This window comes from Corynebacterium sp. HMSC05D03, assembly GCF_001807205.1.
Lineage (GTDB): Bacteria > Actinomycetota > Actinomycetes > Mycobacteriales > Mycobacteriaceae > Corynebacterium > Corynebacterium aurimucosum.
Window position 1 is genome coordinate 1 of record NZ_KV788165.1, and the last position, 13,580, is coordinate 13,580.

13 protein-coding genes are annotated in these 13,580 nt (G+C 61.4%); 3 read left to right on the forward strand and 10 right to left on the reverse strand.

From position 1 onward, the window contains the following. Nucleotides 1-136: 136 nt before the first annotated feature. The 5 genes from HMPREF3147_RS12425 to HMPREF3147_RS01845 all read right to left on the reverse strand — a co-directional run bounded on the left by HMPREF3147_RS12425 (nucleotide 137) and on the right by HMPREF3147_RS01845 (nucleotide 3,576). Nucleotides 137-238: a 30S ribosomal protein bS22 gene (locus tag HMPREF3147_RS12425; RefSeq protein ID WP_003855542.1), complete on the reverse strand. Its 102-nt coding sequence runs from the start codon at nucleotides 236-238 to the stop codon at nucleotides 137-139. Between the two features lie 244 nt (nucleotides 239-482). Further along, nucleotides 483-671 carry a helix-turn-helix domain-containing protein gene (locus tag HMPREF3147_RS01830; RefSeq protein ID WP_010189818.1) on the reverse strand — a complete coding sequence of 63 codons (189 nt, stop codon included), beginning with the start codon at nucleotides 669-671 and terminating at the stop codon, nucleotides 483-485. A 200-nt stretch (nucleotides 672-871) separates the two neighbouring features. Continuing rightward, a complete protein-coding gene (proC, locus tag HMPREF3147_RS01835; protein ID WP_070443935.1) occupies nucleotides 872-1,663 on the reverse strand; it encodes a pyrroline-5-carboxylate reductase in 792 nt (263 codons plus the stop codon). Nucleotides 1,664-1,824: 161 nt separating this feature from the next. After that, complete coding sequence (locus tag HMPREF3147_RS01840) at nucleotides 1,825-2,637, reverse strand: hypothetical protein (RefSeq protein WP_070443938.1); 813 nt, start codon at nucleotides 2,635-2,637, stop codon at nucleotides 1,825-1,827. Between the two features lie 9 nt (nucleotides 2,638-2,646). Beyond that, on the reverse strand, nucleotides 2,647-3,576 hold the full coding sequence (locus HMPREF3147_RS01845) for a Ppx/GppA family phosphatase (protein WP_083276404.1): 930 nt from the start codon (nucleotides 3,574-3,576) through the stop codon (nucleotides 2,647-2,649). Between the two features lie 33 nt (nucleotides 3,577-3,609). Here HMPREF3147_RS01845 and HMPREF3147_RS01850 point away from each other — a divergent pair, with 33 nt between their 5' ends. Further along, nucleotides 3,610-4,491 (forward strand): DUF3109 family protein, encoded by an 882-nt coding sequence (locus tag HMPREF3147_RS01850; RefSeq protein ID WP_070443944.1) that lies wholly within the window; start codon nucleotides 3,610-3,612, stop codon nucleotides 4,489-4,491. On the opposite strand, the gene HMPREF3147_RS01855 is transcribed toward HMPREF3147_RS01850, so the two are convergent. The 4 genes from HMPREF3147_RS01855 to mshA form a co-directional block, all read right to left on the reverse strand. Further along, nucleotides 4,488-5,186, reverse strand: coding sequence for a response regulator transcription factor (locus HMPREF3147_RS01855; protein WP_070443947.1), 699 nt, complete (start codon nucleotides 5,184-5,186; stop codon nucleotides 4,488-4,490). The two genes, HMPREF3147_RS01850 and HMPREF3147_RS01855, sit on opposite strands and share 4 nt — an antisense overlap. Further along, entirely contained in the window at nucleotides 5,183-6,448 is a 1,266-nt protein-coding gene (locus HMPREF3147_RS01860; protein WP_070443950.1) for a sensor histidine kinase, read from the reverse strand. The genes HMPREF3147_RS01855 and HMPREF3147_RS01860 overlap by 4 nt, the downstream gene beginning before the upstream one ends. A 75-nt stretch (nucleotides 6,449-6,523) precedes the next feature. Further along, nucleotides 6,524-7,273 (reverse strand): phosphoglyceromutase, encoded by a 750-nt coding sequence (locus tag HMPREF3147_RS01865; protein ID WP_070444146.1) that lies wholly within the window; start codon nucleotides 7,271-7,273, stop codon nucleotides 6,524-6,526. Nucleotides 7,274-7,362: 89 nt separating this feature from the next. Then, nucleotides 7,363-8,628, reverse strand: a complete 1,266-nt coding sequence (mshA, locus tag HMPREF3147_RS01870) for a D-inositol-3-phosphate glycosyltransferase (protein WP_070443953.1) — start codon at nucleotides 8,626-8,628, stop codon at nucleotides 7,363-7,365. Between the two features lie 76 nt (nucleotides 8,629-8,704). Between mshA and HMPREF3147_RS01875 the strand changes: the two genes are divergently transcribed. Beyond that, complete coding sequence (locus tag HMPREF3147_RS01875) at nucleotides 8,705-10,417, forward strand: long-chain-fatty-acid--CoA ligase (protein ID WP_070443956.1); 1,713 nt, start codon at nucleotides 8,705-8,707, stop codon at nucleotides 10,415-10,417. Nucleotides 10,418-10,582: 165 nt separating this feature from the next. Beyond that, nucleotides 10,583-12,322, forward strand: a complete 1,740-nt coding sequence (locus HMPREF3147_RS01880) for a long-chain-fatty-acid--CoA ligase (RefSeq protein WP_070443959.1) — start codon at nucleotides 10,583-10,585, stop codon at nucleotides 12,320-12,322. Here the strand turns inward: HMPREF3147_RS01880 and HMPREF3147_RS01885 are convergent. Continuing rightward, entirely contained in the window at nucleotides 12,319-13,317 is a 999-nt protein-coding gene (locus HMPREF3147_RS01885) for a hypothetical protein (RefSeq protein ID WP_141740704.1), read from the reverse strand. The two genes, HMPREF3147_RS01880 and HMPREF3147_RS01885, sit on opposite strands and share 4 nt — an antisense overlap. Between the last annotated feature and the right edge of the window lie 263 nt (nucleotides 13,318-13,580).

Genomic DNA, 13,580 nt, shown 5'->3' on the forward strand with positions numbered 1-13,580 from the left:
ATGTCCCTTAGTGCGACACGCCGCAAATCCACACGAAATGTCCCTTAAGCCTCCGAAACGGCGGGAAGGAGAAAAGATAACAGAAACTCCCCGCCACGATCCTGAAAGGACCATGCGGGGAGTTACAGGCGAAGCTTTACTTGCCCAGCTTGCGACGCTGAACGCGGGTGCGACGCAGCATCTTGCGGTGCTTCTTCTTGGACATGCGCTTGCGGCGCTTCTTGATGACAGAACCCATAGTAGGTTTCCTCACTTTCGGTATCAGTACGTACGTAAACCGGCCGGCAACGCCTGGAATGAAACCACACACGGTGCACTCGTGGCGGCCCCTGCGAAACAGGGAGACACAGGCATACCAGTGCCGAAACGAATGTTCACTATCTTACCTAGCGGCCTGCCCAGCACCAAAACTAAGGGCAGCGCCCACCGCCGCGGACCGCGAGTGGTCCGCAGTGGTGGGCGCTGCCAGAAAGAGGTGAACGCTAGGCTCCGTATACGGAGGCCTCAAGGTATTCCTTGACGGCAGATTCGTGGACGCGGAAGGAGCGTCCCACGCGCACGGCCGGCATGTCACCTGCATGAACCAACCTGTACACCGTCATCTTGGAGACACGCATGATCTCCGCAACTTCGGCGATGGTCAGGAAAGTTCCCTTATCTTCATTCGTCATAGTTTATTTAACCCTTCAGCACGTGACGCGCTGTAGGCTTCCCCTCCCACAGGACTATCACGCACGCGCTCCTGCCAGCTTAGCGTGAAACGTGTGACTAATGCGACCCAAGAGCTAATTTTTTCCTCTTTCGCACCGCTGTTCCCCATCAAGCCCGTGTGACAACATATGCCACAGGGCTACCAGAACGGCGGGAAATTTTAAGCAAGTTCCTGCGCACGCTGGGTGCATGCTTCGGCGGCACGGAAGAACGCGCCCCGCAGGCCAGACTCCTCGAGTTCACGAAGGGCGGCAGCAGTGGTTCCCCCCGGGGAGGTTACCCCTGCGCGCAAAGCCACCGGATCCTTGCCGGATTCAGCCAGCATGGTGCCCGCGCCTTGGGCGGTGCGGGTGGCTAGCTTTTCGGCGACGTCACGGGTGAGGCCGAGCTGCACACCGGCGTCGATCAGCGCTTCGGTGACAAGGAAGTAATACGCGGGAGCAGAGCCTGCCAGTGCGGTGGCGGCGTCGATGTGCTTCTCCTCAATGACAGCAACCTCGCCGACGGCTTCCAGAAGCTTGACCACGCCAGCCTGTTGCTCTTCGGTGACGTGGGAACCACCCGCGCAGGTGCACATGCCCTTGCCCACCAACATGGGGGTGTTCGGCATGACGCGGACGACTGGCACGCCCTCGCCGGCGGCCTTCTCCAACGTCTCGAGGGTCAGGCCGGCAGCCATGGATACAACCACGGCCGTCTTGGGGATGTCGAGGCCTTCAAGGAGCTCCTCGATGGCATAGGGCTTCACGCACGCGAAAATGTATTCCGCGCCGTCGATAGCCGCAGCATTATCGCTCGTGACCGACACGCCATAGGCGCTCTTTAGCTCCTCGCTGCGCTCGGAACGACGGTTGGTCACCACGATGTCCGCGGCGTCATAGCCCGCATTCACCAGCCCGGAAACTAGGGCTTCGCCGATTTGTCCTCCACCAAGTACTGCAATTTTTGTCATGCTATCCAGGGTGCCAGAAAGGCTAGGATGCGGCCACCAGGTCAAGGCTGTGCACGCAGGCTGACCCCGCGCATGCAAAAGGCATCTGCCAGAAGGCGTTTTCAGGGCAAAGATACCTTTTAACAGATGCCTTATGAGAAGGTGTCCTATGGAGCTGGTTCTTACATCACCACGAGGAGCGGGCCGAAGGTCAGCACCAAGCCGGCCACGGCTGCGAGGAACATGGAAAGACCATCGCGGCTGGTACGCAGTGCGTGGACGATGCCAACGATGACACCGGTGACAACTACACCAAGCACCAGGACAACGAGGCGGTCGAAGCGATCCCAGAGGATCTCAAAGCCCTTGAACACGATGGCGCCGAGCACGATGCCCACGAGGGCGAGCAGGACGACGGCGAAGGGGTTGAGCTTGCCTTCGTCTTCCTCGTCGTAGTCCTCGTCATACTCGTCAACGTCCTCATCGACTGCCTCGAGCTCACCCGTGGTGAAGGTGTCCTCGGCGGCGTCCTGCGGCTTCTCATCGACCGGTGCGGCGGTCTTTACCTCAGGCTTCTCTGGCTCGTCCTTGACCTTTTGGATGACGCGGGTGTCATCATCAGAAGGCTGGGAAGGCTTGGACTCGGACTCCGCGGGCTTCTCCACAGGAACGGCAGCGGCCTGGGGCTTGTCCACCTTCTGGGCTGCTTCCTGCTTGGGGGCTTCCTTCTTCGGAGTCTCTTCCTTGGACTCCTTCTTGGTCTCCTTCTTCGGAGCAGGAATGACCGGGGCCGTCTCATCGATGGAGACGTTCGAGTGCTTTGCCTCAGCCGGGGTTGCCTTCACCTTTTCGAGATTGCCGGTCAGCTCCGCAACTGAGATGCCGCCTTCATCGAGGCTCCGGCGACGGCGGCGCGGGGTCTTCTCCTCGCCGGGTCGGTCCTTCGCGTTACGGGCCAGCAGCTCCGCAACTGTCAACTGTTTCTTGTCAGCCACGTTTCTTTCCTATTCCAGTCCCTTATCGGTACGGCGCAAAATGACGCCTTCTCGGAGAGCCCAGGGGCAGATCTCCAGCTTTTCGATTCCCAGGGCACGCATGCTCGCCTCCGCCACTAAAGCACCGGCGACGATCTGATGCGATCGGGTAGAACTTACACCCTCAAGGTCCGCCCTGTCAGCTGCAGTCATACGGGAGATGAAGGAAATCAGCTGACGCAAACCCGGCGCCGTAAGGGTGCGTTTGACGTAGGGACCCGCAGACGAGGGCGCAGCACCGGTCAAACGGGCCAGCGTACGGAATGTTTTCGAGGTTCCCACGGCCAATCCCGCAGGGCCCAGGGCGCGCATCTTATCGGCCACGCCGACCAATTCCGCGTCAATGTAATCCCGCAGCAAATTTACCTTGGACTTCTGCGGAGGATCGGTATCAAACCAATTATGAGTCAGGCGGCCTGCTCCCAAGTCGAGGGAGAAAGCCATTTCCGGATGCTCATCGGTACCGGTGGACAGCTCCAGCGAACCGCCACCGATATCGAGGTTGGTGATGCGGCCAGCGGACCAGCCATACCACCGGCGGGCGGCGAGGAAGGTCAAACGCGCTTCCTCCTCGCCCGACAAGATTTCTAGGCGGACGCCGGTTTGCTTCTCAACTTCATCGAGAACCTTGGCCGAGTTCGTGGCCGAGCGCACGGCGGAGGTAGCAAAAGCGATGAATTCATCACAACCCAGCTTCTGGCCCAGCTCAGCGGCCTCACTCACGGCGGAGATGAGCTTCTTCATGCCCTTCTCGTGGATGTTGCCGTCCTTGTCTAGCTGTTCCACCAGACGCAGCGGGGTCTTCCAATCGCTCATCGGCGAAGGCCGCCCACCGGTTGCGGCGTCGACCGCAACGAGGTGGACGGTATTACTTCCGACGTCTAATACACCTAATCGCACGCCTCTAGAGTAGTAGGTCTACCGTGGGTAGGTGTGAATCGCCCGAAATCAAATGAAGTTTACCTGGGTTTTCCCGCCTCCTCCCCGGCGGCGGCGTCCATCTTGGCCGGCCGCGAAAAGGCCCCCGATTTTCCTAGAGAGTGGTTTGAATTTACGGATCCAAACGATCCACTCCACGTCTTTTCCATCGACCTGACCTGGCTCGAATCGCACTATGCCTGCCAGTTTGGGACGGAGAGGTGCCACGGCATCGATAAGCAGCAGCCCGATGTCGGCTGCTGCGTGCACGGCGCCTACATGGCTGATGAGACGGATCGGGAGCAGCTTCGCGACGCCGTCGCGCGCATGCCCGCCCGCTTCTGGCAGCACCGCCCTGCGGGGGTAGATGAGTTCCTGGAACACGGAGAACCTGAGGAGTTGGAGCCCTGGCTGGAGTGGGATGAGCTCGACGGCGATGATGGCGAGCCGGAGCCGGCCCTGAAGACGCCGCTTGTCGACGGCGCCTGCATCTTCGCCAACCGCGCCGGCTGGCCCACGGGCGCGGGCTGCGCTATCCACCAATGGGCGCTCGAGGCGGGTGAGGAACTCACCGTGGTCAAGCCCGAGGTGTGCTGGCAGCTGCCGATTCGCCGGCACGAGGACTATGAGGAGCGCCCCGACGGGGAGGAAATCCTGCGCACCACTATCGGCGAATATGACCGCCGCGGGTGGGGTAACGGCGGAGAGGACTTTGATTGGTATTGCTCGGCAGATCCCTCCTGCCACATCGCGGAAGAACCGCTGTGGAAGTCGCAGAAAACCGAGCTGATCGCGCTACTCGGAGAGGAGTGCTACGACATCCTGGCCACACACTGCGAGGCCCGGGCACGGTCCGGAGTCGAGTTCCCGCGGCACCCGGCTGACCCCCGCGTTTAAGCCTCGAACTTATAGCCCAGGCCGCGCACCGTCACGAGTTGCTGTGGGCGGGAAGGTTCGGCCTCAATCTTGGAGCGGAGGCGCTTGACGTGAACGTCGAGGGTCTTGGTATCGCCCACATAATCCGCTCCCCAGATGCGGTCAATGAGTTGGCCGCGAGTCAGTACACGTCCGGCGTTGCGCAGTAGGTATTCGAGGAGGTCAAACTCCTTGAGCGGCATGGATACCGGCTCGCCGGCCACGAGAACGGTGTGGCGCTCCACATCCATGCGCACGCGGCCGCCTTCCAGGATTTGCTCGTCGGGCTCCTCCTCGGCGTGCTCGGAAGAGACATCTTGGCCACGGCGCAGCACAGCGCGGATGCGGGCGATGAGCTCGCGGGAGGAATAAGGCTTAGTCACATAGTCATCCGCGCCGAGCTCCAGGCCCACAACCTTGTCAATCTCCGAGTCGCGCGCGGTCACCATAATCACCGGCACAGAAGACGTCGTGCGCAATTGCTTGCAGACGTCCGTTCCAGACATTCCCGGCAGCATGAGGTCCAGCAGGACGATGTCTACGTTATGTGCCGCAAACTGTTCGAGCGCGCTGGGCCCGTCGGGGGCGAGGAGAACGTCGAATCCCTCCTTTCGGAGGAGGAAGGCGAGGGGATCGGCCAGCGACTCTTCATCTTCAACGATGAGGATGGTGGTCATTGCGCTTTATCCTTTCGACGAGCTGCTACACGCGCCACAGCGCGCTGCAAACCAGGGGCGGCAGAGCTGACGGCTCCGTCTTCTATATTATCCCGGTTAATAAGATTATCCGCTGGCTTCTCTTCGGCGTATATAGGGAGCTCGATAGTAAACGTCGAGCCAGTTCCGGGGCGTGACCACAGCTTGATATTGCCGCCGTGATTAGCCACGACGTGCTTCACAATGGCCAATCCAAGGCCAGTCCCGCCGGTCTGCCGGGAGCGTGCCTTATCCACGCGGAAGAAGCGCTCAAATACCCGCTTCTGGTCTTCCGGAGCAATGCCGATACCGCGGTCCGTGACTCGGATGTGCACGACCTTCCCGCCGACGACCTTCTGCGTCACCGATACCGGAAGCTCATCCGGCGAATAGTGGATGGCGTTGGAGATCAAGTTTGAGATCGCCGTAACCAGGAGGGATTTATCTCCCATCACGTGGACTCCTGCGGATTCGCCGCGGGTGAGCTGGTTGTGGTGGGAATCGGCGGCAAGCTGGTTGCGGGTAATGGCCTCATCGATGACGTCATCGAGGTCAAGCGGCTCCATTTCTGGCAGCGCCTCCGCACCTTGCAGCTTGGAGAGGGAAATGAGCTCGCTGACCATCTCAGCCATGCGAGCGGCTTCCTTTTGCACCCTGCTGCCGAAGTACTCGACGTGCTCGGGATCCCCCGTGTCTTCGAGGAGGGCCTCGGCTAACAGGGCGATGCCGCCGACTGGGGTCTTCAGTTCGTGCGACACGTTAGCCACGAAGTCACGGCGGGCAGATTCCATGCGCACCGATTCGGACTCGTCGGTGCCGTAGACGATGACGAAGCGATCGTCGTTCAGCGTCAGCGGCTGAACCACCGCGCGTACCTGGATTACGCGGTTACCGGTGCGCCGCTTGGGAATGGCAAGATCCAGCGTTCGAGTCTCCTTATCGTCGAAGACCTCCTCCGCGACCTTCCAAATATCGGGGTTCACGGCACGGTCGTGCACCATCGACATTTGATGGGACGCAGGGTTGGAAAAGATGACCTCTTTGTCGCGCGAGAGCACCGTCATACCGGCCGGCGAGCCCGCCACGGCGAGATGCAGGACCTGGCTCACACTGGTGACCTGGTTGGCGTCCGCATCGCGGACGCGGCGGCGCTCCATGCGTTCACGGAACCGAGCCAGCACCGGAATGGCCAGACCACAGGCCACCACGCCGGCAAGAAAAGCTAAAACCAGTTCCACAATCATTCACGCCCCTACAAAGAATCCCCAAGGAGTATATGCTCCCTGGGGATTGTGCGCAGCACGCAGCTTGCTCGGTGTTTAGTTCTTTCCACCCTGAGCGGCCACGGCGGCAGCGCCGGCAGCAGCAGCTTCCGGATCGAGGTAGGTGCCGCCCGGGTTCACCACGGAGCCGTCCTCGGTGATCTCGTAGACCAGCGGGATACCAGTTGGAATATTAAGGCCGGCAATCTCCTCATCGGAGATCTGATCCAGGTGCTTGACCAGCGCGCGCAGGGAGTTGCCGTGTGCGGCGATGAGAACGGTCTCACCCTTCTTGGCGCACGGGAGGATCTCCTCCTCGAAATAAGGAACGAAGCGCTCGACGACATCCTTCAGGCACTCGGTACGCGGAACCTGATCCAGGTTGGCGTAGCGCGGGTCACCGGCCTGGGAGTACTCGGCGCCATCCTCCAGCTCCGGCGGCGGGGTGCCGTAAGAACGGCGCCATGCCATGAACTGCTCCTCACCGTACTTATCCTTGGTCTCTGCCTTGTTGAGGCCCTGCAGGGCGCCGTAGTGGCGCTCGTTGAGGCGCCAGTCGCGCACGACCGGGATCCAGTGGCGGTCCGCAGCGTTGAGCGCAATATTGGCGGTGCGGATGGCACGGCGCAGCAGGGAGGTGTAGACGATATTCGGCAAGATGCCCTGTTCCTTGAGCAGCTCGCCGCCACGCTTGGCCTCGCCCTCACCCTTGGCGGTGAGGTTGACATCAACCCAACCGGTGAACTGGTTGGACTCGTTCCATTCGGACTGTCCGTGTCGAAGTAGAATCAGCTTTCCGTTACTCATAAACACCAGCATGCCACGTTTTTCGGCGGCTCGCCTGTGAACCCGAGCACATCACCCCTAAGTGTGGGTTTATGCCCATTTATGTGGGATTAGTATCCGATTGCCCGGCGCGCATGACAGTCCGGAATCTCGATACTCATCGCATCGGCATAAATATTCTCCAGCTGGGTGGCGGCCGCTGCCCAACTGAACTGCTGGGCGTGATCGACGGCGGCTTCGCCCATGGCGATGCGGCGGGGGTCGTCGTCAAGCAACTGCTCTAGCGCGTCAGCCCAATCCTGCGCCGAATGGGAGTGAACGAGCAAGCCCGTGTCACCATCCGCGACGGCAATAGGCAAGCCGCCGACGGCCGCTGCCACCACGGGCGTTCCGGAGGCCTGCGCTTCCATGGCTACCAGCCCGAAAGACTCGTTATAGCTGGGCACCGCGACGATATCCGCGGCTTGATAGATGGCCACGAGCTCCTGCGGCGGGCGCGGGCTCAGGAAGCGCACGACGCGCTCCACCCCCAGCTCACGAGCGAGGTTGTGGTAGGCATCCGGCGAGGAATTCGCCCCAGAGGCACCGCCACAGATGATCACGCGCAGGCGACGATCCGGATCGCGCTCCATCAGCTCCGCGGCGGCGCGGATGAGCACGTCGGGGCCCTTGAACTTTTGCAGGCGGCCCACAAAGGCCACGACTTTGGTGTGCAGCGGGATGCCCAGCTGGCGGCGGGCGCGCTCCGTCATGCGGTCTGTACCCGGGGTATACAGCTCGGTATCGGCACCCGGGGAGACCACGACGATATTCTCCGGCGAGGCGTCGTAATGCTCGATCAGATCGCGGGTTTCCTGGGCGGTGTTGACCACCAGGATGTCGGCGTTATCCACCAGTTGCTGCTCGCAAATGCGGCGGGCTTCGGTTTCCGGGGTGTCATCGAGCGTGCGGTGTACGTTCTTCACCGCGGCCAGCGTGTGTGCGGTGTGGACAAGAGGGACGTCCCAAAGGTCACGCAGCAGCCAGCCCACCTGGCCGGAGAGCCAGTAGTGGGAGTGGATAACGTCATACTCCACCTCAAAACAGCGCGCGAAGTTGAAGATGCCGCCCGTGAACGCGGCCAGCTGCGTGGACAGTTCCTCCTTGCTGAGGCCTTCATAGGGTCCCGCCACAATATTGATGACGCGCAGGCGCTCCTCGACGTCCACCACTTCCCCCTGACTGGGGCGCGTGGCGCGAGTGAAAATATCGACCTCTACCCCGAGGCGCGCGAGCTGGCGGGCAGTGTTAAGAACATAGACATTCATGCCGCCCGCGTCCCCGGAACCGGGCTGTTCAAGGGGCGAGGTGTGCATGGAAATCATCGCGATGCGCATAATTTTCCAGTGTATCCCGAAACGAGCCGCGTTATACTGGCCCGTACCTCAACCTACGCGACCGAAAGGTGAATCGATGTCGGCATACGAGTCCAAGGCGTGGCTCCAGTACTACCCGGAGTGGACCCCGCACAGCTTGGAGTACGGGGACACCACGCTTCTCGACGTTTACGACAACAACCTCGCGCTCCACCCCGACAAGCCGGCAACCTACTTCTTCGGCCGCACGCAGACCTATGCCGAGTTGGACAAGCAGGTCCGCCGCGCAGCCGCCGGCCTCCGCGCCTTCGGCGTGCGCCCGGGAGACCGCGTTGCCATCGTCGCCCCCAACTGCCCGCAGTTCATCTCCGCCTTTTGGGCCGTACTCAAGCTGGGCGCCATCGCGGTGCTCCACAACCCGCTTTACACCGCCCACGAGCTGGAGGGCCTGTTTAAGAACCACGGCGCACGCATCGCCATTGCATGGGATAAGACGGCCTCCACGTTGGAGAAGCTGCGTCCGACGACCTCCCTGGAGACCGTCGTCTCCATCAACATGATCAACGCGATGCCGACTCCGCAGCGCCTAGCCCTGCGCCTGCCTATTCCGCCGCTGAAGTCCAAGCGCGATCAGCTCACCGCCCCGGCTCCGAATACGGTGCCGTGGGAATCCCTCGTGGGCAACGCGATCGGCGGCGATGGTTCCGATGTCATCACCCCGGAGGAAGTCACCAAGGACACCACCGCGCTGATCCTCTACACCTCCGGCACCACTGGTAGCCCCAAGGGTGCGGAGCTGACCCACGGCAACCTCTTCTCCAATATCTTGATGGGCAAGCACTGGGTACCGGGCCTGGGCGATTCCCCTGAGCGCATGCTCGCCGCCCTCCCCTTCTTCCATGCCTATGGCCTGACCATGAACGCCACCTTGGCGCCGCTCATCGCCAGCGAGCTGGTGCTGCTTCCGAGCCCGCAGATGCCGCTCATCATGGATCTCATGAAGAAGCACACCCCAACCTGGGTGCCGGGTGTGCCGACCTTGTACGAGCGCATTGTGGCGAAGGCGGAAGAAAACGACGTCTCCCTCGATGGCGTGCGCGCGGCCTTCTCCGGTGCCTCGACCCTGCCGGTCAATACCGTGGAGAAGTGGGAAAAGTACACCGGTGGCCTGCTCGTGGAGGGCTATGGCCTGACGGAGTGTTCGCCTATCATCGTGGGCAACCCCATGAGCAACGACCGCCGCCCCGGCTACGTGGGCATCCCCTTCCCGGATACCGAAATTCGCATCGCCAACCCGGAGAACCTGGATGAGACCATGCCGGACGGCCAAGAAGGTGAGGTCCTGGCCCGCGGCCCGCAGATTTTCAAGGGCTACTTCGGCGATGAGGAAGCCACCGAGAAGGCCTTCCACAATGGCTGGTTCCGCACCGGTGATATGGGCGTGATGGAGGAAGATGGCTTCATCCGCTTGGTCAGCCGCATTAAGGAAATCATCATCACCGGCGGCTTCAACGTCTACCCCGGCGAGGTTGAGGAAACGCTGCTGGACCACCCAGATGTGGCGGAGGCCGCCGTGGTGGGCCGCCCGCGTTCGGACGGCTCGGAGGACGTCGTGGCCTGCATCGTGCTGAACGACGGCGCCGCGCTCGACCCCGAAGGCCTCAAGGACTACTGCCGCGAGCGCCTGACTCGCTACAAGGTGCCGCGCACCTTCTACCACTTTGAGAAGCTGGCCACGGACCAGCTGGGCAAGATTCGCCGCCGCGAGGTTCAGGCGGATCTACTCGAGCGCCTCAAGGCGGAGAAGTAGCACTCCATAGCCCCGGAGCGATCCCTGCGTGATAGACGCATATCACCGGGGTTATAATATTTTCACTCCTCTAAGCAACTTTGCTAATTTTTGCGAGACTTCTGTCACAAGTTGGTTATACTGTTCCACACATAATAAGTTTGACCACCTAAGGAGTTCGCGAACATGACCGAATCCCCTGCCCAGGCCCCCTCCGCCTTTGAGACGAAAGCCTGGCTCCAGTATTACCCTGAGTGGACTAAACCCAATCTGGATTACGGCACCGAAACGCTCTTGGACTCCTACCGAGAAACCGTGGAGAAATTCGGCGAAAGGCCCGCCACGTGGTTCTTTGGTCACCAGATGACCTACCGCGAACTCGACACCCACGTGCGCGCCGCCGCAGCGGGGCTTAAGGCCTTCGGCATTCGCCCCGGCGACCGCGTCGCCGTAGCGCTCCCCAACTGCCCCCAGCACGTGGCGGTCTTCTATGCCATCTTGAAGCTCGGGGCGACCGTCGTGGAGCATAACCCGCTCTACACCGCTGCTGAGCTCGAGCCCCTGTTCCAGGACCACGCCGCCCGCGTGGCCGTGGTCTGGGATAAGGCGAGCCCGGTCTTTGAGGAGCTGCGTGATTCCACGCCGCTGGAGACGATCGTTACGGTCAACATGATTGAGGCCATGCCGCGCCCCAAGCAGCTGCTACTGCGCTTGCCCCTTCCTTTCATTAAGGACAAGCGGGCCGAGCTTTCAGTTCCCGCCCCCAACACCGTTCCGTGGAGCACGCTCACAGGCCGCGCCATCGGCGGGCAGGGCCAGAAGCTCGAAGACGCCAAGGTCAACCGCGACGATACCGCACTAATCCTTTACACCTCCGGAACCACCGGCAGACCCAAGGGAGCGGAGCTGACCCACTCCAACCTGTACTGCAACATGAAGATGGCGGAAGCGTGGGTGCCCGAATTGGGCAAGAAGCCCGAGCGCATGCTCGCCGCCCTCCCCCTCTTCCACGTCTATGGACTCACCCTCATCGCCGCCCTTGGCGTACACATTGGCGGCGAGCTGGTCCTCACTCCTGCACCGAAGGTTCCTCTGCTCCTCGACATCATGAAGAAGCGCCTCCCCACCTGGATGCCGGGCGTGCCCACGATCTACTCCAAGGTTATGGAGGCAGCCAAGGAACAGAACATCGATCTCCACGGCATCGGGAACAGCCTCTCGGGCGCAACAGCGCTACCAGAGGAGATCGTTGAGGAATGGGAGATGCTGACCGGCGGCCTGCTCGTGGAGGGCTATGGGCTCACGGAAACCTCGCCGATCGTGGCCGCAAACCCGCTCAACAAGAACCGCCGCCCCGGCTATATCGGCATCCCCTTCCCGGATACCGAGGTGCGCATCGGCAACCCAGACAACCTCAGCGAGACCCAGCCGGATGGCACCGCGGGCGAACTCCTCGTGCGCGGGCCGCAGGTGTTCAAAGGCTACTTCAACATGCCGGAGGCCACCGAGCAGTCCTTCCACGAAGGGTGGTACCGCACGGGTGACATGGCAATCATGGAATCCGATGGCTTCATCAAGATCGTCTCCCGCATCAAGGAAATGATCATTACCGGCGGCTTCAATGTGTACCCGGCCGAAGTGGAAGACGTTATCCGCCAGCACCCGGACGTTACCAACGTGGCCATCGTCGGCCGTCCGCGCGCGGACGGCTCCGAGGATGTCGTGGCCTGCATCATCCTGGAGGATGGCGCGGTGCTCGATCCAGAGGGCCTCAAGGACTACTGCCGCGAGCGCCTGACCCGCTACAAGGTACCGCGCACCTTCTACCACTTCGAGCACCTGGCCTCCGACCAGCTTGGCAAGGTCCGCCGCCGCGAAGTGCAGCAGGACCTCCTAAAACTGCTCGGCAAAGAAGCTTCCGCCTAAGCCGCGCGGTCGATATAGCGCATCACGCGCGTGGGGTTGAAGGTTCGGTAGAACGCTTCACCAGCACCGACAAGCTGGCTCACCAACGTGCTGAGCTGCCAATCCAGCTGCTCATCGGTGTAGCCCCACTTCGTCGGAATGCGGGCCGTGGTCACCAAGACCAGGTCCTGCCCATCGCCGCCATCGAGGTTCACCACCTCGATCCGCGCGGAGTAGACATATTGATCATCATTCATAAACTCGGCCCAGCGCACGAGCGCGTCAAGGTCGCACGCACAGCGGCCGGAGGGCGTGACGAGGCGGAGTTCAATATCCCCGGAGCCATCACGAGCGGATTCAATAGTGATCACGTGTTCATTGATGAGGATGCTCACGGCCCCGTTCCGGTGGTCCACCACGTGAACGGGCGTGCCGATCATTGCCAGGCGCGTGGCGCGCTCGTGCACTCGCCACATCCCCACCGCCGAAACCCCAAAGGCCTCGCTGAAATAGTGGGGCGATACCGGTTTAAGCCCAGCCCCCTTCCGTGGCTTGGAGGGCTCTTCCGGAAACTGCTCATCTAGGCGCGCGAAGACCGCCGACATTTCGGCCGCATAGCCCGCGATAATGCTCTTGAGCTGAGCATTCGTGGCCGTCGACGGCAGATAAGGCGGCGCAAGGACCAGCAGGTGGGTATGCATAGTAGAGCTTCCACAGGGCTCGGCAACTAGGTTGCCAGAGATTCCACCGCCGTTGAGATCATTGACCTCCATGCGCAAAGGCTGCCGGTCCGGGTTGAAGCGCACTGCACCGCCCCAATACCCAAGGACACAGAGGCCGCCCATCTCTTCATTGACGTCGACACTTAAGAATCCGCCCGCAATTTTGATGGTAGGCAAGCCGGTGGAGGAATCTTCCTCCAGCTTTCCGGCCAGCTTGGTCATGGTTTTGATGACTCGGCTTTTGCTGAGCCGAGCTGGTGTCTTGTTTGTTTTCTCGGTTGCTGATTGAGACATAGTCCCCCCTTGTTTTTCTTTTCTTTCATGCTGCGCGAACCGATGCTGAGCCACCCCTGCTCCTCCCCGAGCCGCTGCAGTGAGGCCAAGAATACAAAAGGTTGCGCAACTTCGCGCAGCGGCGACGCGGCGAGTACCCCCACAACCCAAACGTGAGAAAAACCTCACATTTTCCGCGCGGGAGGCCGCTTTGCGCGAAGGCTTCGACTACGGTGGCACATCATGATTGTTCTGTAGGGCTAACTAATCTTGCCCACAGCTCT